Origin of the sequence: Flavobacterium tyrosinilyticum (assembly GCF_023656565.1) — a bacterium.
Classification (GTDB): domain Bacteria; phylum Bacteroidota; class Bacteroidia; order Flavobacteriales; family Flavobacteriaceae; genus Flavobacterium; species Flavobacterium tyrosinilyticum.
On the sequence record NZ_JAMOKG010000001.1, the window covers coordinates 852,041 to 874,230 of the forward strand.

16 protein-coding genes are annotated in these 22,190 nt (G+C 34.9%); 9 read left to right on the top strand and 7 right to left on the bottom strand.

The window, feature by feature from the left end:
* Window positions 1-99: 99 nt before the first annotated feature.
* Complete coding sequence (gene dnaE / locus NCC77_RS03755; RefSeq protein ID WP_250834411.1) at window positions 100-4,635, bottom strand: DNA polymerase III subunit alpha; 4,536 nt, start codon at window positions 4,633-4,635, stop codon at window positions 100-102.
* Between the two features lie 343 nt (window positions 4,636-4,978).
* On the opposite strand from dnaE, the gene NCC77_RS03760 reads away from it, so the two are divergent.
* From NCC77_RS03760 to leuB, 6 genes are all read left to right on the top strand, one after another.
* Entirely contained in the window at window positions 4,979-5,782 is an 804-nt protein-coding gene (locus NCC77_RS03760; RefSeq protein ID WP_250834412.1) for an SDR family oxidoreductase, read from the top strand.
* A gap of 284 nt (window positions 5,783-6,066) precedes the next feature.
* The gene (locus NCC77_RS03765; protein ID WP_250834413.1) at window positions 6,067-6,987 is read left to right on the top strand and encodes a helix-turn-helix domain-containing protein; all 921 of its coding nucleotides are present in this window, start codon (window positions 6,067-6,069) and stop codon (window positions 6,985-6,987) included.
* A 518-nt stretch (window positions 6,988-7,505) separates the two neighbouring features.
* Window positions 7,506-8,900: a 3-isopropylmalate dehydratase large subunit gene (leuC, locus tag NCC77_RS03770; protein WP_035646080.1), complete on the top strand. Its 1,395-nt coding sequence runs from the start codon at window positions 7,506-7,508 to the stop codon at window positions 8,898-8,900.
* A 172-nt stretch (window positions 8,901-9,072) separates the two neighbouring features.
* Window positions 9,073-9,669, top strand: coding sequence for a 3-isopropylmalate dehydratase small subunit (leuD, locus tag NCC77_RS03775; RefSeq protein WP_250834414.1), 597 nt, complete (start codon window positions 9,073-9,075; stop codon window positions 9,667-9,669).
* Window positions 9,670-9,913: 244 nt separating this feature from the next.
* Window positions 9,914-11,434 (top strand): alpha-isopropylmalate synthase regulatory domain-containing protein, encoded by a 1,521-nt coding sequence (locus tag NCC77_RS03780; protein ID WP_250834415.1) that lies wholly within the window; start codon window positions 9,914-9,916, stop codon window positions 11,432-11,434.
* Between the two features lie 108 nt (window positions 11,435-11,542).
* Entirely contained in the window at window positions 11,543-12,598 is a 1,056-nt protein-coding gene (gene leuB / locus NCC77_RS03785; protein ID WP_026727055.1) for a 3-isopropylmalate dehydrogenase, read from the top strand.
* Window positions 12,599-12,716: 118 nt separating this feature from the next.
* Here the strand turns inward: leuB and rbp are convergent, their stop codons facing one another.
* Together rbp and NCC77_RS03795 are read right to left on the bottom strand one after the other, a co-directional pair.
* The gene (rbp, locus tag NCC77_RS03790) at window positions 12,717-13,061 is read right to left on the bottom strand and encodes an RNA-binding regulator (RefSeq protein WP_250834416.1); all 345 of its coding nucleotides are present in this window, start codon (window positions 13,059-13,061) and stop codon (window positions 12,717-12,719) included.
* A gap of 113 nt (window positions 13,062-13,174) precedes the next feature.
* The gene (locus tag NCC77_RS03795) at window positions 13,175-13,666 is read right to left on the bottom strand and encodes a DUF6252 domain-containing protein (protein ID WP_250834417.1); all 492 of its coding nucleotides are present in this window, start codon (window positions 13,664-13,666) and stop codon (window positions 13,175-13,177) included.
* A 190-nt stretch (window positions 13,667-13,856) separates the two neighbouring features.
* Here NCC77_RS03795 and NCC77_RS03800 point away from each other — a divergent pair, with 190 nt between their 5' ends.
* The 3 genes from NCC77_RS03800 to NCC77_RS03810 all read left to right on the top strand — a co-directional run bounded on the left by NCC77_RS03800 (window position 13,857) and on the right by NCC77_RS03810 (window position 15,741).
* Complete coding sequence (locus tag NCC77_RS03800) at window positions 13,857-14,417, top strand: 30S ribosomal protein S16 (protein ID WP_248729074.1); 561 nt, start codon at window positions 13,857-13,859, stop codon at window positions 14,415-14,417.
* A 15-nt stretch (window positions 14,418-14,432) separates the two neighbouring features.
* Window positions 14,433-14,957 (top strand): ribosome maturation factor RimM, encoded by a 525-nt coding sequence (rimM, locus tag NCC77_RS03805; RefSeq protein WP_095929708.1) that lies wholly within the window; start codon window positions 14,433-14,435, stop codon window positions 14,955-14,957.
* A 76-nt stretch (window positions 14,958-15,033) separates the two neighbouring features.
* Window positions 15,034-15,741: a tRNA1(Val) (adenine(37)-N6)-methyltransferase gene (locus tag NCC77_RS03810; RefSeq protein WP_250834418.1), complete on the top strand. Its 708-nt coding sequence runs from the start codon at window positions 15,034-15,036 to the stop codon at window positions 15,739-15,741.
* A gap of 53 nt (window positions 15,742-15,794) precedes the next feature.
* Here NCC77_RS03810 and NCC77_RS03815 read toward each other — a convergent pair whose 3' ends face one another.
* The 4 genes from NCC77_RS03815 to NCC77_RS03830 all read right to left on the bottom strand — a co-directional run bounded on the left by NCC77_RS03815 (window position 15,795) and on the right by NCC77_RS03830 (window position 22,184).
* Window positions 15,795-17,447, bottom strand: coding sequence for a S41 family peptidase (locus NCC77_RS03815; RefSeq protein WP_250834419.1), 1,653 nt, complete (start codon window positions 17,445-17,447; stop codon window positions 15,795-15,797).
* Between the two features lie 51 nt (window positions 17,448-17,498).
* Window positions 17,499-18,788 carry an HlyD family secretion protein gene (locus NCC77_RS03820; protein WP_250834420.1) on the bottom strand — a complete coding sequence of 430 codons (1,290 nt, stop codon included), beginning with the start codon at window positions 18,786-18,788 and terminating at the stop codon, window positions 17,499-17,501.
* Between the two features lie 2 nt (window positions 18,789-18,790).
* Window positions 18,791-20,983, bottom strand: a complete 2,193-nt coding sequence (locus tag NCC77_RS03825) for a peptidase domain-containing ABC transporter (protein WP_250834421.1) — start codon at window positions 20,981-20,983, stop codon at window positions 18,791-18,793.
* A 112-nt stretch (window positions 20,984-21,095) separates the two neighbouring features.
* Window positions 21,096-22,184, bottom strand: a complete 1,089-nt coding sequence (locus tag NCC77_RS03830) for a DUF6625 family protein (protein WP_250834422.1) — start codon at window positions 22,182-22,184, stop codon at window positions 21,096-21,098.
* Window positions 22,185-22,190 lie beyond the last annotated feature (6 nt).

Below are 22,190 nucleotides of genomic sequence, written 5' to 3' on the forward strand. Positions count from 1 at the left end.
AAACGTTGTAATTTGGGGCAATATTACTAAAAAACTATTATGCATGCATATTTTTAACATAAAAAATTAACATGTGTTTAAATTTTAACTGTTAATTTTTTAGTTCAATTTAAAATTAATCTGCATTTTCTCCAACTCCTGCAGTAATTCAGCAGAAATTTTAACCTTCAAACGACGGCTCGGCATGGTTAATTTGGTAACTACTTTTATTTCTTCAACCTCATTTACCTCTTGAATCTTAGTGTCTTCCATCGCACTATCTTCATTTTCATTTTCGGCTTCAAAAACAGCATCTTCAGCTTCAAAATCGGTTGGAGTTTCTACCTCAACCAATCGCTTTATTTTTTCTAACTCCATGATTTCAAAAGTCACAGAATTCTCTCCTTTGTATTCAGCAAACAAATGGCTCAGTTTATGAATAAACTCCGGATGAAGATCTTTGATATTTAACAGAACTATCAATTTCTTAGCGAAAGCTTCTAAAATATCCTGCAACTGACGAATCTCTACAAACTGCATTCTAGGATCCGACTTTTTACCTGTATCATGGTTTACCCATCCGTCTTTGATTAATATTTTCAAAAAGGCAAAATTGTTCTGAATTAAGAAGTGGCGGAATTTTAAATATTCCTCTCCAAAAATCTTAAACTCGTAACTTTCATCATACCCTTCTAAGTTGAAAGCCGCCCAACCTTTTCCATTTTTGGCTACACGATGCTGTACGTTATTGATAATTCCGGCAAAGTGCAAATTCTTTCCAACATATTCATTCATACTCTTCAATGCTTCCAATCGAGCATTACAGAAGTATTTCATTTCAAACCTAAAATCGTCAAGCGGATGCCCAGAAATATAGATTCCGACAACCTCTTTTTCTTTAGCCAGTTTTTCCATTGTACTCCAGTCTTCACATGGAGGTACAACCGGTTCTGCAATTTGTACTTCACTGGTTTCTCCAAACAAACTTACCTGAGATGAGTTTTCATTTTCCTGAAACTTCGATCCATAACGCATGGCTTTTTCGTAGAATGTAATTCCGTCACCATCATCGTGGAAATACTGCGCTCTGGTTGTTCCTTCAAAAGAATCAAAACCTCCAGCCAGTGCTAAGTTTTCAATCGCTTTTTTGTTGGCAGCACGCAAATCAATTCGCTTCGCCAAATCAAAAATCGATTTATATCTTCCGTCTTTTCTATTTTCTACAATTGTTTCAACCGCTCCAGAACCTACTCCTTTAATCGCTCCCATTCCGAAACGAACCGCGTAATCATCATTTACTGTAAATTTATAGTACGATTCGTTTACGTCTGGACCTAAAACCTGTAATCCCATACGTTTACATTCTTCCATGAAGAACGAAACCTGTTTGATATCGTTCATGTTATTTGAAAGTACCGCTGCCATATATTCCGCAGGATAATGTGCTTTCAAATAAGCCGTTTGGTAGGCAATCCAAGCATAACAAGTCGAGTGCGACTTGTTGAAGGCATAACTCGCAAACGCTTCCCAGTCTTTCCAGATTTTCTCTAGAACTTTTGCGTCGTGACCTTTTGCAGCCGCTTGCTCCACAAACTTAGGCTTCATTTTATCCAATACGTCTTTTTGTTTCTTACCCATCGCTTTACGCAATACGTCGGCCTCACCCTTTGTAAATCCTGCCAAAGACTGAGACAAAAGCATTACCTGCTCTTGGTAAACCGTAATTCCGTAGGTCTCTGATAAATATTCGGCACAGGCATCTAAATCGTATTTGATTTCCTCGTCACCATTTTTTCTTCGAACGAAAGACGGAATATACTCCAAAGGTCCCGGACGATATAAGGCATTCATGGCAATTAAATCTCCAAAAACCGTTGGCTTCAGATCTTTCATGTATTTCTGCATCCCAGGCGACTCGTATTGGAAGATTCCAACGGTTTCACCTCTTTGGAAAAGCGCATATGTTTCTTCGTCATCAATCGGGAAATTATCTGGATCCAGATCAATATTCGTTCTATATTTTACCAGTTTAACGGTATCTTTTATCAACGTAAGGGTCTTCAGACCCAAGAAGTCCATTTTCAACAATCCGGCACTTTCTGCCACCGAGTTGTCAAACTGTGTTACATATAAATCAGAATCTTTTGCGGTTGTTACTGGAACGTAATTCGTAATATCCGATGGTGTAATGATAACCCCACAGGCGTGAATTCCCGTGTTACGCATCGATCCTTCCAGAATTTTTGCCTGCTGAATAGTCTCTCCTGCCAAATCATCTTCATTGGCAATCGCGATTAATTCTTTTACATTATCAAATTCGTCAGAACGAAGCGCTTTTTTAACCTCATCTTCACTCTCCGAAATAAAACGCGCCAAATTCCATTTTGATGGCATCATTCCTGGAATCAGTTTTGCAATTCTATCGGCCTCGAATAATGGTAAATCCAATACACGCGCCGTATCACGAATTGCCGATTTGGTTGCCATTTTACCATAAGTGATAATCTGAGCCACCTGTTTTTGACCGTATTTGTTGATTACATAATCCATTACACGTCCACGACCCTCGTCATCAAAGTCGATATCAATATCGGGCATCGATACACGGTCAGGATTTAGGAAACGCTCAAAAAGTAAGTCATATTTAATCGGGTCAATATTGGTAATTCCCAGACAGTATGCAACGGCCGAACCCGCTGCAGATCCACGACCTGGCCCTACTGATACGTCCATTTTTCTTGCTTCGGCGATAAAATCCTGTACAATCAAAAAGTAACCTGGATAACCTGAGTTTGAAATCGTCATTAACTCAAAATCCAAACGCTCTTGAATCGATTCGGTTATTTCGCCATAACGTCTTTTGGCACCTTCCATTGTAAGGTGTCTCAAGTATTTATTTTCCCCTCTTACACCACCATCTTCTTCATCTTCGGGTACCATAAATTCTTCTGGAATATCAAATTTCGGAAGCAATACATCACGATAAAGTGAATATATTTCAACCTTATCTATAATTTCCTGAATATTGATAATCGCTTCGGGCAAATCGGCGAAGAGTTTTTTCATCTCTGCTTCCGACTTGAAATAATATTCCTGATTTGGAAGTCCGTAGCGATAACCACGTCCACGTCCAATAGGCGTTGCCTGCTTTTCACCGTCTTTTACACAAAGCAAAATATCGTGCGCATTGGCATCTTCTTTATTTAAGTAATAGGTGTTATTGGTCGCAATTAATTTGACATCATGTTTCTTAGAAAACTCAATCAGGGTTTTATTGACACGATTTTCATCTTCCTGATTGTGGCGCATCACTTCTAGATAGAAATCTTCGCCAAATTGTTCTTTCCACCAAATCAGAGCTTCTTCGGCTTGGTTCTCACCAATATTCAGAATTTTACTCGGAATCTCTCCGTATAAATTTCCAGACAAAACCATTATATCTCCCTTATATTGCTCCACAATCGCGCGGTCAATCCTAGGAACATAATAAAATCCGTTTGTATAAGCGATCGAAGCCATTTTAGCCAAGTTGTGGTAACCCGCTTTATTTTTAGCCATTAAAACAACCTGATAACCGTTGTCTTTTTTACTTTTATCTAAATGGTTTTCACAAATATTAAACTCACAGCCAACAATTGGTTTTACTTCCGTTTCTGTTGGTTCTTCTCCAGCTTCAACTAGAGCTTTATTTTTTCCAGAAGCCGCTTTGTTGTGGTTCATAACGGCACTCACAAAATGGAAAGCTCCCATCATGTTTCCGGTATCCGTCATGGCAACGGCCGGCATTCCGTTTTTAGCAGCAGCGGCAACTATATTCCCAATTCCGATAGTCGATTGAAGTACCGAAAACTGTGTGTGATTATGTAAATGCGCAAATTTTGCTGCTTTAAAATCGGCTTTATCTTCTTCTGAAACGACATTTTGCTGCCCTTCTCCAGCTAAAGCTTTAAGCTGCTCTCTGATTTTATCAGAAGCTGCTTTTAAGTTGATATGCTTTAAACCAATTAACTTAAATGGCTCAGCATTTTTTTGCTGAAATTCTTTGAAATATTCCTTCGGAACGTCTAATTCTTCTTTTGTAAAAACTTCTCTTCTAACCAATTCTAAAAAACAACGCGTAGTTGCCTCAACGTCCGCAGTTGCGTTGTGCGCTTCCGCGAAAGGCTGATCGAAAAGATAGCTATGCAATTCGGTCAAAGTTGGAAGTTTGAATTTTCCTCCACGACCTCCTGGAAGCTGCAATAACGAAGCGGTAACTTCGGTACAAGTATCCAAAACAGGCATTGAACTCATTTGAGACTCCACTCCCATTCTATGAAATTCGGCTCCCATAATATTAACGTCGAAACCTAAATTTTGTCCAACGATAAATTTAGTTTTGCTTAAAGCAATATTGAATTTTTCTAAAACTTCGGCCAAAGTGATTCCATCGGCTTCAGCCAATTCAGTTGAGATTCCGTGAATACGCTCGGCATCATACGGAATATTAAATCCTTCTGGTTTTACCAAATAATCCTGATGTTCTATAAGCTGTCCCATTTCGTCATGAAGCTGCCACGCAATTTGTATACAGCGAGGCCAGTTATCAGAATCGGTAATCGGGGCATCCCAGCGTTTTGGTAATCCGGTTGTTTCGGTATCGAATATTAAATACATAGAGTTGTAAAAGTCAAATTTTAAAGATCCAAATCTCAAATCTTACACATTGCAAAACATTGACAACATGAAACATAACAAAATGCGAAATGAAAAATGGAAGGAAGTCAAATTTACGCTTTTTTTGGAGAAATAAAGAAGTGAAAGTTGTTAACAAAAGCATTTTTAACACGATTATGAAAGTACACCAAAAACCTTAAAAAGTACATTTAATTTCATTATTTTCTCTTAAAAACTTCAATTATTCATTTTGGATACTCATTGCACCAAAATGAACACTTTTAAGCTGTACTGTATCCTGAACTTTGCTTCATCAAATTAAAACAATTAAAAAGTAATAATCATGAAAACAATTTTTATCACAGGCGCATCATCAGGTTTAGGAAAAGCAACAGCAAAATTATTCCACGAAAAAGGATGGAATGTAATTGCTACAATGAGAACTCCTGAAAAGGAAACAGAACTTTCTCAATTAAAAAATGTAACACTTTTGCCATTAGACGTTACCAATTACGAACAGATACAAACTACAGTTCAAAAAGCTATTGAATTAAGCGATATTGACGTTGTTTTTAATAACGCGGGATATGGATTAATTGGCCCTCTAGAAAGTCTTTCTGACGATCAAATCACCAAACAATTAAACACTAACTTATTAGGAGTTATTCGAGTTACCAATGCTTTTATTCCGTATTTCAGAGAAAGAAAAAGCGGTTTATTTATCTCTACAACTTCTATCGGCGGATTAATCGCTTTCCCTTTAGGATCTGTTTATCACGCAACAAAATGGGGATTGGAAGGCTGGAGCGAAAGTATGGCTTACGAATTAAATCCGTTTGGCGTACATATTAAAACGGTTTCTCCGGGTGGTATTAAAACTGAATTTCTGCATGGCTCTCTTGATACAGGAGCAAAACCCGAATACGAGGCCATGACCAACAGTATGTTTGCAAGTGTTGACACGATGTTTGAAATGGCATCAACCCCAGAGCAAATTGCCGATGTGGTTTATGAAGCAGCAACCGACGGAAAAAATCAATTAAGATATGTTGCTGGAGAAGACGCAAAAGCACTTTACAACCAACGATTAGAATTAGGCGCTGAAACTTTCCGCACCGAATTTGGAAAACAGTTTCTTGGAGCATAATAACTCCTAATAAGGCTGTCCAAAAAGCTTTCAATATTCTTTTTTTAAGCTCCAGCGGAGCGAAATATTTATAGAAATTCAATTATGAAAGTGCAAAATAGCTCCAGCGGAGCGACATATTTATTGCAATACAGATGTCGCTCCGCTGGAGCTTTGCTCTCAACAACAAATACGATTTCTATAAATATTTCGCTTCTCCGAAGCTGATCTTTCATAAATCAAGGAGCTTGTTTAATACTTTTTGGAAAGCCTCACTAGTCTTTTAATTTTCTTATTTTTATATCATGGAAAAGAAAAACAATAATCCGGAAAAAATCTCTTCTATATCGCAGTTTCATGACCTGCTTCGATTGCCAAAACCGCTTCATCCGATGGTGAGTTTGGTAGACAATACACAATTGGTCATTAATGGAGATTTAGCGAATCATGCCTTTTTGCTTGATTTCTATAAGGTATCTTATAAGTTTTCCACTAATGGCAAAATGGGCTACGGTCAAGGTTATTACGATTTTAATGAAGGCGGACTCCTGTTTGCTTCTCCCAAACAGTTAATTTTTACTAAAAATGAAGAAGGTGCTGAATATGGCGGCTATACACTTTTATTTCATCCCGATTTTATTCGAAATTACCCTTTAGGAAAAAGCATCAAAAAGTATGGTTTCTTTTCTTATGACATCAATGAAGCACTGCATCTTTCAGATAGTGAAAAAACAATTATTATTGGATTATTAAAAAGTATCGACAACGAACTTAACACGGCAATTGACGAAATGAGTCAAGATGTGATTGTTTCTTATATCGATGTTCTGCTGAATTACAGCAATCGCTTTTACAAACGCCAATTTATTACCAGAAAAACCATCAGCCACGATTTGTTATTAAAAGTCGAAGAAACTCTGGATAACTATATCAGTAATGCAGAAACCCTAAAAAGAGGATTACCTACGGTAGAATTTCTAGCTTCACAGATTAATGTTTCTAGTCATTATCTTAGCGATATGCTTCGTAATTTAACTGGATTAAATGCGCAACAGCATATTCATTCGAAATTAATAGAAAAATCAAAAGATTTTCTAATTACTACTAATCTTTCGGTAGCCGAAATTGCTTATCAATTAGGTTTTGAATATCCGCAATCGTTTAGTAAACTATTCAAAAAGAAAACTAGTCTTACCCCATTAGAATTTAAAAACTCCTTGAATTAATTTTCAAAAATACTGCTCTCAAAAAATCGGTTTCAGCCTTAAAAAATCATAAAATTTCATAAAAATACACTTCTTGGATGTCGTAGTATTTAGACTGTTTATTGAATCTAAATAATGTCCAAAAAACTCCTTTAAAAGCGATAAAAAACTCAAAAAACCTCTTTTAAGCAGCGATTTCAAAAATAACAATTATTACTATTTTTATTCATTTTGTTAGATTTTTTCAATTAAATTCTTATATTTTATATTGATTTTGAGATAAATTTGCAAACTATTAAAACAAAAAACAATCAGGTAAAATTAAAGCCGAAAAAGAAAAAGCAAATCAGTTTCTTCATCATTTTTCTTTCAAATTTTAGTCTGCAAAAGCCGTTTGGCAATTTGTAAATTAGTTTGGGTATCGTATATAATGAAATATCGAAATTGACGCTTTTTTATCTTTTTTTACTTTTGTTTTGCTATTATAATGAACAGGAAATTGCTGTGGTTATAGAAATTACAATTAAAAAAAATAAAAAATGAGTAAGACATTATTTGACAAAGTATGGGATTCACATGTAGTGCGTAAAATTGAAGATGGACCAGATGTGTTTTTTATTGACCGCCATTTCATTCATGAAGTTACGAGTCCTGTTGCTTTTTTAGGATTAAAATCAAGAGGCGTTAACGTTTTATACCCACAACGTACTTTTGCAACTGCAGATCACAATACCCCAACCATAAACCAACATTTACCAGTTCAGGATCCGCTTTCTGCTAACCAGCTTCAGGCTCTTGAAGACAATGCAAACGAATACGGAATTTCGCACTGGGGATTAGGCCACCAAAAAAATGGAATTGTACACGTAGTTGGTCCTGAAAACGGAATTACTTTGCCAGGTGCTACTATTGTATGTGGAGATTCGCATACGTCTACTCACGGTGCTTTTGGAGCTATTGCTTTTGGTATCGGAACTTCTGAGGTTGAAATGGTGCTTTCTACACAATGTATTATGCAGCCTAAGCCAAAGAAAATGCGTATCAACGTAAACGGTCAATTGAGCAAAGGTGTTGGTCCAAAAGACGTTGCACTTTATATTATTGCGCAATTAACTACTTCTGGAGGAACAGGATATTTTGTTGAATATGCTGGTGATGTTTTTGAAAACATGACTATGGAAGGCCGTATGACAGTTTGTAACCTAAGTATCGAAATGGGTGCTCGTGGAGGAATGATTGCACCTGACCAAACTACTTTCGATTTCTTAGAAGGAAGACTTTATGCTCCAAAAGGAGAAGCTTGGACAAAAGCTGTTGAATACTGGAAAACTTTAAAAACAGATGCTGATGCTGTATTTGATGCTGAATTAAACATTAAAGCTGAAGATATCGAACCAATGATTACTTACGGTACTAACCCAGGAATGGGAATTGGTATCACAAAACATATCCCAAGTGCAAACCAAGTTGAAGGTGGTGAGGAGACTTACAAAAAATCTTTAGCTTATATGGGCTTCCATGAAGACGATGTAATGATTGGAAAACAAATCGATTATGTTTTCTTGGGAAGTTGTACAAATGGACGTATTGAAGATTTTAGAGCTTTCGCTGAAATTGTAAAAGGAAGAAAAAAAGCAGATAATGTTACCGCTTGGTTAGTTCCAGGTTCTCACGTTGTTGAAGCACAAATTAAAGAAGAAGGAATTTTAGACATTTTGACTGAAGCTGGTTTTGTATTACGTCAGCCGGGTTGTTCTGCTTGTTTAGCAATGAACGATGATAAAGTTCCTGCTGGAAAATATGCGGTAAGTACTTCAAACAGAAACTTTGAAGGTCGTCAAGGTCCTGGTTCAAGAACTTTATTAGCAAGTCCAATTATGGCTGCTGCAGCTGCTGTTACAGGAAAACTAACAGATCCAAGAGAGCTTTTTTAAAGATTTAGGAATGAAGATTAACGATTTTTGATTTCAGATTTCGATACGCTTCATTAAAAAATCTTCTAAAATTTCAATTTACATTTTACAAAAAAAACATTAACGCTTACAATTTTAAGATACAACAACAAATCTAAAATCAGAAATCGTTAATCTAAAATCAAAAATCAAAATGGCATACGATAAATTTACTATACTTACCAGCAGTGCAGTGCCACTGCCAATTGAGAACGTTGATACAGATCAAATCATTCCAGCTCGTTTCTTAAAAGCTACAAAACGTGAAGGTTTTGGAGACAACCTTTTTAGAGACTGGAGATACAACGGAGACGATACTCCAAAAGCAGATTTCGTTTTAAATGATTCTACTTATTCTGGAAAAATTTTGGTTGGAGGAAAAAACTTCGGTTCTGGATCTTCTAGAGAGCACGCTGCTTGGGCAGTTTACGATTACGGATTCCGCGCTGTGGTTTCTAGTTTCTTTGCTGATATCTTCAAAGGAAACTGTTTGAATATTGGTGTTTTGCCAGTTCAAATCAGCCCTGAGTTTTTGGAAAACATTTTCAAAGCTATCGAGGCCGATCCTAAAACAGAATTAGAAATCAATCTTCCAGATCAAACTATCACTTTATTGTCAACTGGTCAGCAAGAATCTTTTGCTATTAACGGTTACAAAAAGAACAATATGATTAATGGTTTTGACGACATTGATTATTTACAAGATATGAAGGAAGATATTAAAACTTTTGCCGATAAACTTCCTTACTAAATAGAAATCTCATTCAGGATATTAGACCCGACAGGTTTCAAAAACTAGTCGGGTCTTTCTAAATTAAATGAGAAAAAATAGAACGCGGATGAAACAGATTTGCTATCGCAAAAGCGCGGATTAACGCAGATTTTATTTTAATAAAAAAATCCATTTTATCAGCGTCTTCGCAAACCTAATCAGTAAAATCAGCGTCAAAATTAAATAGGATATTACTAATATCCGACCCGTTAGAAACATCAATATGGAAAAAAGAAAAATTGAAATAATGGATACGACGCTTCGTGATGGTGAACAAACCTCAGGAGTATCTTTTTCTGCTGCAGAAAAATTAACCATTGCACAATTGTTGTTGGAGGAATTAAATATTGATAGAATCGAAATTGCTTCCGCACGCGTGAGCGAGGGAGAATTTCAGGCTGTTAAAGGCATTACTTCTTGGGCTGAAGAAAAAGGTTATATTGAAAGAATCGAAGTGCTAACGTTTGTTGACGGAGGCGTTTCAATCGACTGGATGAAAAAAGCTGGAGCCAAAGTGCAGAATTTATTGACCAAAGGTTCAATGAATCACTTAACGCATCAGTTAAAAAAAACTCCAGAACAGCATTTTTCTGAAATTTCTCAGATTATTGCTTTAGCCAAAGAAAACAATATAGAAACTAATGTTTATCTGGAAGACTGGAGCAACGGAATGCGAAATTCTCCTGAATATGTTTTTCAGTTTTTGGATTTCTTATCTACGCAGCCAATTAAAAGGATTTTACTTCCAGATACTTTAGGGGTTTTAATTCCATCTTTGACTTTCGAATTTATTTCAAAAATCAGAGCAAAATACCCAACTCTTCATTTTGACTTTCACGCTCATAACGATTACGATTTAAGTATTGCGAATGTTATGGAAGCCGTAAAAGCTGGAATCAACGGACTTCATGTAACGGTAAACGGAATGGGAGAACGTGCTGGAAATGCACCTCTTGAAAGTACTGTTGCCGTAATCAACGATTATTTGCCACAAGTAAACATCAATGTAAAAGAGACTTCTCTGTATTCTGTAAGCAAACTAGTTGAGACTTTCACAGGCTATAGAATTCCTGCCAACAAACCTATTGTAGGCGATAATGTTTTTACACAAACAGCAGGAATTCATGCTGATGGAGATAACAAAAACAATCTTTATTTTAATGATCTTCTTCCAGAACGTTTTGGAAGAAAAAGAAAATATGCTCTCGGAAAAACTTCGGGAAAAGCCAATATCGAGAAAAATCTTCAGGAATTAGGTTTAAAACTAAACAACGAGGATTTGAAATTAGTTACCCAAAGAATTATCGAGTTGGGCGACAAAAAAGAAACCGTAACGAAAGAAGATCTTCCGTACATTATTTCGGATGTTTTGGACAGTCATACTTACGAAGAAAAAATCACTATAAATTCTTATATGCTGGTTCATTCTAAAGGAATGCGCCCATCTACGACTTTATCTTTAAATTTAAACGGAGAAATAATCGAAGAAAATGCACAAGGAGACGGTCAGTTTGATGCTTTTATGAATGCTTTATCCAAGATTTATAAAAGCAAAAAATTAACGCTTCCAAAATTAATTGATTATGCGGTAAGAATCCCTCCAGGAAGTAGTTCTGATGCATTGTGTGAAACCATTATTACATGGGTCAACAACGGAAAAGAATTCAAAACCCGCGGATTAGATTCTGACCAGACTGTTGCAGCGATTATTGCAACGCAAAAAATGCTTAACATTATAACTTAATATAGTTGCAAAGTTTCAAAGTAACAAAGGGACAAAGATTTTAGTCTGCTTTTAAAAACTTTGAAACTTTGAAACTTTGTCACTTTGAACCTTAATAACACATATAGAATGAAATTAAACATAGCCCTTTTAGCCGGAGACGGAATCGGACCAGAAGTAATAAATGAAGCAGTAAAAGTATCTGATGCTATTGCAAAAAAATTCGGACATGAAATCACTTGGAAACCAGCTTTAACCGGTGCTGCTGCAATTGATGCTGTGGGAGAACCTTATCCAGATTCAACACACGAAGTTTGTAAAAATGCTGATGCCGTTCTTTTTGGAGCAATCGGCCACCCAAAATACGATAACGATCCTTCTGCACCAGTACGTCCAGAGCAAGGTTTATTAAAAATGCGTAAAGCATTAGGTTTGTTCGCAAACGTAAGACCAACTTTTACATTCCCATCTTTATTAGATAAATCTCCTTTAAAAAGAGAAAGAATTGAAGGAACTGATTTAGTTTTCTTAAGAGAATTAACTGGAGGAATTTATTTTGGTGAAAAAGGAAGAAAAGACAACGGAGATACAGCTTACGACAACTGTGTTTACACAAGAGCCGAAGTACAGCGTTTAGCTAAAAAAGGTTTCGAATTAGCCATGACTCGTTCTAAAAAATTATGCTGCGTTGACAAAGCAAACGTTTTGGAAACTTCACGCTTGTGGAGAGAAACAGTTCAAGCAATGGAAAAAGACTATCCAGAAGTTGAAGTAAGCTACGAATTTGTTGACGCTGTTGCTATGCGTTTGGTTCAATGGCCAAACTCTTATGATGTATTGATTACGGAGAACTTATTTGGAGATATCTTAACAGACGAAGCTTCTGTAATTTCAGGCTCAATGGGATTAATGCCTTCTGCCTCTATGGGAGCTGAAGTATCTTTATTCGAACCTATTCACGGTTCATATCCGCAAGCTACAGGATTAAACATTGCAAATCCAATGGCTACTATTTTATCTGCTGCCATGATGTTCGAAAACTTCGGATTGATGGAAGAAGGAAAAGCGATGAGAGATGCTGTAAACAAGGCTTTAGAAGCTGGAGTAGTTACCGAAGATTTAGCTAATGGCGGAAAAGCATACGGCACTAAAGAAGTTGGTGACTGGTTGGCTGCGAATGTATAATTAGTTATTTTTTGTTTCAAGTTTCAAGTTTAACGTTACAACAACCTGAAACTTGAAACCTGAAACAAAAAAAGGGATCAACTTTCGTTGATCCCTTTTATATTTTAGAAAAAAAACATTAATATTCTCTTCTGTTTCCGCGATCTCCGCCACGGTTGTTTCCGTAACCACCACGATCGTTTCCTCCGCGGTTGTTATTAAAACTTCTTCTTTCGCCTTCTGGTTTAGGTTCAGATTTATTAACAACGATTGTACGACCTGAAACTACAGCACCGTTCAATTCATCGATTGCTTTTTGAGCCTCTGCATCATTTGGCATTTCAACAAAACCAAATCCTTTACTTCTTCCAGTAAATTTATCAGTAATAATTTTAACAGAGTCAACTGTTCCATAAGCCTCAAAAGACTCTCTTAAATCTGCTTCCTCAATACTGAATGGAAGGCTTCCAACAAAAATATTCATAGATATTTATTTATAATAATAAGCAAATGTAGTCTTATTATTCTGTAATCTACTATATATTAGTTTATTTAAGTTTTTATTTTGATTTTGTAAAATATATTCAGACGAATAACTTAATCAACGGGAACAAAATTCCCTTCTGGCGCAACTGGAATTTTATAAAAAACACCTTCAGAAAAGTGCATTTCCTGCTTCTCAGCACTAGGATCAGTATTAATTACAGTAAATTTAAACGTCCCCGAAATAGTTTTTTCTTCCGTATTATATTCCGTCACCACAATTTGCCCGCTTCCTTTGGCAGCTCCTGTACTAAATTCTGCTTCTTGTCCTTTATAAGTGTTTTTATAAGTCGCTTTTGTAACATCATCTACACCTAAAACATAGGTCTTTACGGTTGGCGCAGGAAGTTTAAAACTTATTTGTTCATTCCCTAGAGAACCATGTATAACAAAAGTTCCGTTCGATTCTGTTCCTGCTTCATAAGCTTGAGCCCTCCAAAAATTATTGTCTTTTAAAGTCTGAAAAGCTGGATTATTAAATCTTACATCTTCTGTACAAGAGATAAGTAAAAGTAAAAATGATAAAAAGTAAAAGTATTTTTTCATGTTTAAAATGAATTTGATGCAAAAGTATTGCATTAAGAACTAAATACTTAAATTAAAAAGTCAAAAAAATGCTAAAAAAACAACTCAAGTATATTTAATCTTCTTTAAAACGTGTTTTTCATAAAAAAATTATATCTTTGCGCCCTTAATTAACAGAGGTCGAGTACCTCAAAATTTAATCAATAAGATTATGTCAGTAAAAATTAGATTACAAAGACACGGTAAAAAAGGAAAACCTTTTTACTGGGTAGTAGCTGCAGATGCACGCTCAAAAAGAGATGGTAAATACTTAGAGAAAATCGGTACTTACAATCCAAACACTAACCCAGCAACTGTTGAATTAAACCTTGACAGCGCAGTTAAATGGTTACACAATGGTGCTCAACCAACTGATACTGCAAGAGCTATCCTTTCTTACAAAGGTGCTTTATTGAAACACCACCTTGATGGAGGAGTTCGTAAAGGTGCTTTAACACAAGAGCAAGCAGATGCTAAATTAACTGCTTGGTTAGAATCAAAAGCTGGTAAAGTTGATGCTAAAAAAGATGGTTTATCTAAAGCAAAAGCTGATGCTAAAGCAAAATCTTTAAAAGCTGAGCAAGAAGTTAACGCTAAACGTGTTGCTGATGCTGCTGCTGCACAAGCTGAAGCTGAAGCTGCTGCACAAGCTACTGAGGCTACTGAAGAAGTTGCTGAAGCTACTGAAGAAGCTCCTGCTGCTGAAGAGAATAACGAAACAACTGAAGCATAATTTTACTTAGCGATAATGCGTAAAGAAGACTGTTTTTATTTAGGTAAAATCGCTAAAAAATTTAGTTTCAAAGGTGAAGTCTTGGTCTATTTAGACACAGATGAGCCTGAGTTATACGAAAATCTGGAATCAGTGTTTGTTGAACACAACAAACACTTGGTTCCTTTTTTTATTGAAACAAGTTCATTACACAAAAACGACTTTCTAAGAGTTCGTTTTGAAGATGTAAATACCGAAGAAGATGCAGATGCTTTATTAGGAAATGCAATCTACCTTCCTTTAACTATGTTGCCAAAACTTACTGGCAACAAATTCTATTTCCACGAAGTTATTGGATTTGAAATTGAAGACCAGCGTTTAGGTGTTTTCGGAAAAATAACTTCTATCAACGATTCAACTGCCCAGCCTCTTTTTGAAGTTTTAAATGGTGAAGTTGAAATCTTAGTTCCAATGATTGATAATTTCCTTGTAAAAATCGATCGTGAGAACAAAAAAGTAATCATGGATCTTCCTGAAGGTCTTGTGGAGATGTACCTTTAATTTAGTTTTCAGTCTCAGTTTTTAGTATTCAGTGTCTAACTGCATCATAAACTTTTAAATTCAATTATATACTGCAATGTTTTCATTCAAGCAATTTTCTGTTAAACAAGACAAAACCGCTATGAAAGTAGGCACTGATGGTGTTTTACTTGGCGCTTGGGCTCCCATTCATCATAATCCGTTTAGTGTTTTAGATGTTGGCGCTGGAACAGGAATTATTGCTTTAATGCTGGCACAGAGAAGTCATGCTGAACAAATTGATGCTCTAGAAATTGATGAAGACGCTTACGAACAAGCGGTAGAAAATTTTGAGAGTTCTCCTTGGGGCGATCGCTTATTCTGTTTTCATGCTGGTTTAGATGAATTTATTGAAGAACCGGAAGATGAATATGATTTAATCATTTCGAATCCGCCTTTTTATGCTGAGGATTACAAAACAGATAACGAACAGCGCGATTTAGCGCGTTTTCAAGATGCAATGCCTTTTGAAGAAATTGTTGAAGCTGCCGATTTATTACTTTCAGAAAACGGAGTTTTAGCCATTATTCTTCCTTTCAAAGAAGAAGAAAAGTTTATCGCCTTAGCTAAAGAAGCAGAATTATATCCTTTAAAAATTACAAGAGTAAAAGGAACTCCTAAAACAGAAATCAAACGCAGTTTATTGGCTTTTAGCCGAAATGAAGTTTCAGAAATTGAAATTGATGAATTAATAATCGAAATCGATCGTCATGTTTATACGCCAGAATATATTGAATTAACTAAAGAATTTTATTTGAAGATGTAAAAAACATCTTTGTCAAAGTTTAAAACTTTGACAAAGACTCTGTTTAAATTTTTCTATTTACCCTTTTTAGCAAAAAGAACAGCTCTTTCCAAAACCTCATCTCTTCCTTGCTGAATTCCTAAAATAGTAGGCTTCACTTCAATATCTGGAACAATTCCAATACGTTGGGTCTCTTTTTTGTTTGGATAAAAAACACCATAGCAAGTAAATGCTGAACCAAATCCTTTAATAATTTGAAATCTGTAATTTGCACCATCAGCTCCACCAGTCTGACTTCCAATTACTACACAATTAGGAACCGTTTGTAAACTCATTACAGTAAATTCAGCATGACTTACAGCTTTTTCATTAGTTATCACAATTACTTTTCCTTTATAATGATCTGGATTATTTTTTCCGCACTTCTGAATTCCTTCTCTCCAATAATAACGTCCAGGATAATTTACATCTGGATCAAGAAATCTGGCAAATTCTTTCTCTTCGGGATTAAGCCAATCTACAATTGGATACATAACCTCGTGTGGTCGATTTCTATTGTCAAAAATTATTGCATTTGTATTATTTAAGGCTGAAATTAAGGCTGGAACATCTGCTGGATCAAGTTCATTAAAATCAACATAACCGATATTGCCCTCTAAAATTTTCCATTTTTCTTTATCTGGAAATTGAACTTTTAAATCTTCATACTCATATCTATTAATAGACTTTATTGAAGTTTTTCCGTCTCGAATATACTCGATTTCAAATGAAGGTGTTTTTCCATTAAAAATTGCCCAATATGCATTCTTTAAAACAGATGGCTCGTTAGATCCTTCTACATATTTTCGGTTTTCATTCAAAATTTCTGCAATAGTCTTCCCTTCTACTTTTGTAATTACGTCGCTAATCTTAATGTCACTAACTTTTGCCAGAGAATCATTTTTCAATGCAACAACAATTGCTTTTTCATCAATGATAGTAACGTCTACGGGAATAAATTTATCGCCAAAATATTCAAACAATTGAGGCATACTAGTTGAGGCGTGAGTATCATTTAGCTTTACAGAGATCTCACGCATTGCCAAATTAAAATCCTTTTCAGATTCTGGCGCATAATATCTTGGCAGCATTTCATTTAATACTTTATCCCAATTTTCATCCATTTGATATTTATATGGAAAGAAATATTCGATGTAATTCCAATATCTAAAAAGGGCTAAAAGACGTAAATTTTTATCAGTCCATTTAAATTCTGCATATTTTACTTCATTTTTAAATTGCAATGGAGTACCATTACTGCCGAATTCGTAAGCAACATAATACTGTTTTTCCTGAATTCTATTTTCTTCAATAAATTTCAATTTTTTTGAAAGTGATTTCGAGAACAATTCTTTATTATTGACCCATGACAAATCGAAATTTTTATCAAAATATTCTTTTTTTACAGCAGGTTTTAAAGATTCCTGTTTTTTAATTTCCCCCAAAGAATCAATCCAATTTTCAATTACCAAAGAAAATGCTTCAGAAGTCTTCGCTTCTTCTACTTTTGGCAGAATTTGAAATAATTGTTCATCCCAATTTTTACTTCCATCTGCAACATTCGGATGATAATATTTTAGGAAACCCCAAACCTTGCAGGTTGCAGCTAACTTTTGAGTTTCGGTAATTGGTTTTGAAAAAGAAAATTGAAATAATAATAAAAAGGCAATAAGTACTGTTTTTTTCATTTAAATTTTGTGATTTTGGTTAATTGTTAGGTATGTGGGATTGGTTAATTTTTAAACTTGTTCAAAAATGCTTTTAAACTGATACAGAATTCTCTCAATTAAACGCAGATCTTCGGTTACAATCTCTGCATTTCCTTTCATTTCCTGCTGAAAAGCAATTTGTTTATTGTATGATGTTTTTAAACCGTTTGGAAGCGCAACATCTATTAGTAGATTTCCTTCTTTATCGGGCACTAGCGAAATATTTTTGATTTCACCTTTTAGAACCCCAAATTCTCTGTCAGGAAAATTTGCCAAACGAATATTGACCCTTTGCCCCACTTTTATTTTTCCTGAATTTAAAGCTGGAGCTTTTACTTTTCCTATGAAACTATTTTTTGCATCTGGAATAATAGAAAACACGTTATCGCCAACATTTATGGTCTGATTTTCATTCCAAACCTGCAAAAACGTGACTTTTCCGCTAATTGACGATTTTAAGGCATACGCCAACTCCCAATCTCTTATCACTTTTTTCAATTGATAAAAGGACTGCGAAACACTACGATCGAGATTAACTTCTTCTTTAGTGCTATTTATTTGCAAATTCTGGCTTGATTTTGTGTTGTCAATCAAAGAAGACCTCAATTGAGAAATCGAAGACAGCAGGCTTCGATAGTTCTTTTGCGCCTGAAGGAAATTCAATTTTTTAACTTCCATTTCCTGAGCAGAAATAATTCCTTTATTAAACAGCGTTTCAAAACGGGCTACTTCATTTTTCTGAAGCTCCAATTCGCGTTCGTTAATTATTTTTTGCTGTTGCAGGATTTCCAACCTTTCTGTTATTTGGATTTTTTCGGACTGTTGCGCTCTACTTTCGATCTGAAATGGATGCAGATCTTTATTGAGTTCCTGTGCCTGATAATCTTTCTGGAATGCAGCATACGCACTTTCTACTTCACCGAATTGCGTATTTTTCAATTGCTCAAAAGGAAATTCTTTTTGCGAGTTGTTGATGTCGTATTTATCAACAATATCCTTTAGTCGAAAAACATCTTTGTAATTGGCTGTATTTTCTATAATAGCCAATGTGCTGTTTTTAGGAACTAGCATTTTATTTTTAACCAAAATAGCCTCAATGCGTCCAGAAGATTTGGAAACTATTTTCTCTGGCGGAATATTAGTGGTAATTACAATTTCTGTTTTTACAACATCTGGATATTTGACAAACCAGGAAACAAAAAACAGTAAAACAATTATGGCAAATATTAAAACCGTACCCCATCGTATCATCCAATGTGGCACTTTGGTCAGGATATCCTGAACCTCTTCGCTTCTTAATTCAAATGTATCTTTGTTCATGATTAATTTCCTAATTGCAGCTGATTTCTAACCAATTCAAAATAACTACCCTTTTGTTCTACCAATGACGAATGGCTTCCTATCTCTATGATTTTTCCTTTATCTAAAACCACAATCTGATCAGCATTCATAACAGTACTCAATCGATGCGCAATTACAACAACCGTTTTGTCTTTGAAAAAAATATCGAGTTTTTTCATGATTTCCTTTTCATTATTGGCATCTAAGGCTGAAGTGGCTTCATCAAAAAATAAAATTTCGGGATTTTTATAAACAGCCCTCGCAATAAGCAGACGCTGTTTCTGTCCTGTACTCATTCCTAATCCTTCAGAACCTACCTTGGTATTAAAATTTAGAGGCAGCTCACTGATATACTGTTTAATATTTGCCACATCTGCAGCATAAAGCAATCTTTCTTTATCTATTTTATCTACTCCAATAGCAATGTTATTAGCAATGGTATCGCTAAAAATAAAACCTTCCTGCATTACAGCTCCAATATTAGCTCTCCATGCATGTTGCGAAATATTTTTAAGCTGTGCGTTTCCAATAAGCACTTCTCCTTTTTCAGGTTCATAAAACTTGAGCAAGAGCTTCATTAAAGTCGTTTTACCGCTTCCGCTAACACCCACTATCGCAGTTACTTTATTGCTCGGAATTAAAAGGTTTAAATTGTCTAAAACAGGAATATCTGAACCTAAGTATCTAAAAGAAAGGTTTTTAATTACTATGTCGACATTTTGCGGAACTTCACTTGTTTGGTTGGCTTCCTGCTGAACTTCGTCTTCTTTTTGATGAATTTCGGACAATCTGGCTAACGATATTTTAGCATCCTGAAGCTCCCTAACAAATTCAATAAGTTGCGTAATTGGCCCATTTAAACTCCCAACAATCGAACTGATTGCCAACATCATACCTAAAGTTATAGAACCATCAATCACTAATTTTGCCGAAAGAAATACGATAAAAATATTCTTTAATTCATTAATAATTGATGAACCAATTGTTTGGGTCTGCTCTAGAACCAATCCTTTTATCGAAACCCTAAAAAGTCTTGCTTGAACATACTCCCAGCCCCATCGTTTTTGCTTTTCGGCATTATGAAGCTTAATTTCCTGCATTCCGTTTATCAGCTCTATTACTTTACTCTGCTCATTCGAAATTTCTGCAAATCGTTTATAATCCAATGCTTCTCTTCTTTTCAAGAATAGAATTATCCAGCCAAAGTATAACACACTTCCTGCAAAAAACACCAAAAAAATCTGCAGATTATAATAGGCCAAAACAGCTCCCATTATAAACATATTAATTACAGAAAATAGAACATTGAGTGATGATGTGGTCAGAATTTTTTCGATACGGCGATGATCATTTATTCGCTGCATGATATCTCCCGTCATTCGCACATCAAAGAAGGAAATAGGCAGATTCATTAATTTGATAAAGAAATCTGAAATAAGCGAAATATTGATTCGGGTTGATAAATGCAGTAAAATCCAACTCCTAATGAGATCCAAACCTGTTCTTCCAGCAAAAAGAAAAAGCTGGGCAAAAAGAACCAGATAAATAAAATTTAGATTCTGATTTTGGATTCCGACATCAACAATACTTTGAGTCAAGAAAGGGAAGATAAGCTGCAGTAAACTGCTTGCCAATAAACCGATACTCAACTGTATCAAAAATGATTTATAGCGAAGAATATAATGCGATAACAGTCCAAAACCTATTTCTCCACCTTCTTGTTTATCAAATTCAGACTGAAAAAAAACTGGTGTTGGTTCTAGCAACAGCGCAACACCTTCTTTGGTTTGATCGTCGGCATTATTTCCTATCCAGAATTTTAAAAAATCTTCCTTATTATATTGAATTAGTCCAAAAGCTGGATCAGAAATGTAATATGTCCCTTTTTTGATTTTATAAAGTACAACATAATGGTTTTGGTTCCAATGCAGCACACAAGGCAAAGGCACCTCTTCTAATCTCTCCAAGCTTAGCTTTACCCCTAAAGTTCTAAAGCCTGTTTTTTCGGCAGCATCGCTTAAAAAAAGTAGATTACTTCCTTCACGAGTTGTCTCGCTTGCGTCACGCAATTCCTGAATTTTGATTGTTTTTCCGTAATGCTTTGCAATTATTTTCAAACAAGTTGGGCCACAATCTTTGTAATCTGCCTGTTTATAATGGGGAAATTTTTTCAATTGTCATTCAATTTTTTGTACAGCAATATAATCTAAAATACTTACAAAAAGTATAAAATTATTAGATGAGATAAAAAATAAATCGGTAAACCCTTCTGTCAAATATCTATAATCATTTTATACCAAAAATCTCTTTAGAAGCATTTCCTTCAATTTGTTTTTTTTCTAACCTTTTTACCTTTCTTGTTTTTTTATTATCTATGATTATAACTACCTCTGTTACATCATATGCGTTTTTATTAAAAAATAATAATGCAGCTGTTTTTAAATTTTCAAGCCATCTCAAAAATGCGTCTTTTAGATTTAAAATACTTAAATAAAATTGAAAGAATATCTTATAGAACTTAATTCTAGCGGAGTTCTCGGGATAAGAGGAAAAGTAATTCTTACCGATATAAAATTTTGAAGGTACTTTTTTCCAAAAAAAAGGCACAAAGTGTGGAAAATTCTTAAATGTGATTAAATGATACAATAGTATTTCGTACTGATCTTTAAAGCTGAGTGTACCATTCTCCCAAAGTAAATTTCCTGGAACACCTTCGACAACAAAGAAATCAAAATAGGCTCTAATTTTTTCTTCCTGATTAAGTCTTTTTATCACATGAGTCATTGTTTCTATTTCCGATTCTAATTCAAAAATAGATTCTCCCGCCTGAAGCTCTGAAAACAAGTTGCCACATTCATCAAATACAAAGTTTTTTTCGTTTTGAAAAACAAACTTATAATCTTTACTTTCCTCATATAATTTATTTACAAACTCATTATTTCTAAATAAAGTAAAAAAACCTGTAACGTATTCATCCCGAACACACACTACATCAAAATTATCTAAAATCTCATCGGTCATAAACGTCCTTATATTTCCGAAGATTAAATCAATGTCTCCATGTCCCCAAAAATCATAATCAGTAATAAATTCTGAAAAAATTACTCCGTATGCAGGTTTAAAATCACATAATTTATAAGGAGAATTCAATGAAACAGAAAAGCCCATTTTCTCACTTATTAATTTTTTCAATTCTAAAAATGAGTATTCAATTACGATTATATTTTTTGGCAGTTCTTCATTAATTTTTATGTCTGTGAAAATTATAAAATCAACTGATGGATTGTACTTACATGATTCAATGAAAAATTTAAAATACCATGGAAATTTCCCATAGTAAGGATATAGCAAAGCTATTTTCTTGGAATTATCCATGCTCTA

Excerpts from the sequence above, each read along its gene's own strand:
- dnaE (WP_250834411.1), bottom strand. The coding sequence starts at position 4,635 with ATGTATTTAATATTCGATACCGAAACAACCGGATTACCAAAACGCTGG.
- NCC77_RS03760 (WP_250834412.1), top strand. The coding sequence starts at position 4,979 with ATGAAAACAATTTTTATCACAGGCGCATCATCAGGTTTAGGAAAAGCA.
- NCC77_RS03765 (WP_250834413.1), top strand. The coding sequence starts at position 6,067 with ATGGAAAAGAAAAACAATAATCCGGAAAAAATCTCTTCTATATCGCAG.
- leuC (WP_035646080.1), top strand. The coding sequence starts at position 7,506 with ATGAGTAAGACATTATTTGACAAAGTATGGGATTCACATGTAGTGCGT.
- leuD (WP_250834414.1), top strand. The coding sequence starts at position 9,073 with ATGGCATACGATAAATTTACTATACTTACCAGCAGTGCAGTGCCACTG.
- NCC77_RS03780 (WP_250834415.1), top strand. The coding sequence starts at position 9,914 with ATGGAAAAAAGAAAAATTGAAATAATGGATACGACGCTTCGTGATGGT.
- leuB (WP_026727055.1), top strand. The coding sequence starts at position 11,543 with ATGAAATTAAACATAGCCCTTTTAGCCGGAGACGGAATCGGACCAGAA.
- rbp (WP_250834416.1), bottom strand. The coding sequence starts at position 13,061 with ATGAATATTTTTGTTGGAAGCCTTCCATTCAGTATTGAGGAAGCAGAT.
- NCC77_RS03795 (WP_250834417.1), bottom strand. The coding sequence starts at position 13,666 with ATGAAAAAATACTTTTACTTTTTATCATTTTTACTTTTACTTATCTCT.
- NCC77_RS03800 (WP_248729074.1), top strand. The coding sequence starts at position 13,857 with ATGTCAGTAAAAATTAGATTACAAAGACACGGTAAAAAAGGAAAACCT.
- rimM (WP_095929708.1), top strand. The coding sequence starts at position 14,433 with ATGCGTAAAGAAGACTGTTTTTATTTAGGTAAAATCGCTAAAAAATTT.
- NCC77_RS03810 (WP_250834418.1), top strand. The coding sequence starts at position 15,034 with ATGTTTTCATTCAAGCAATTTTCTGTTAAACAAGACAAAACCGCTATG.
- NCC77_RS03815 (WP_250834419.1), bottom strand. The coding sequence starts at position 17,447 with ATGAAAAAAACAGTACTTATTGCCTTTTTATTATTATTTCAATTTTCT.
- NCC77_RS03820 (WP_250834420.1), bottom strand. The coding sequence starts at position 18,788 with ATGAACAAAGATACATTTGAATTAAGAAGCGAAGAGGTTCAGGATATC.
- NCC77_RS03830 (WP_250834422.1), bottom strand. The coding sequence starts at position 22,184 with ATGGATAATTCCAAGAAAATAGCTTTGCTATATCCTTACTATGGGAAA.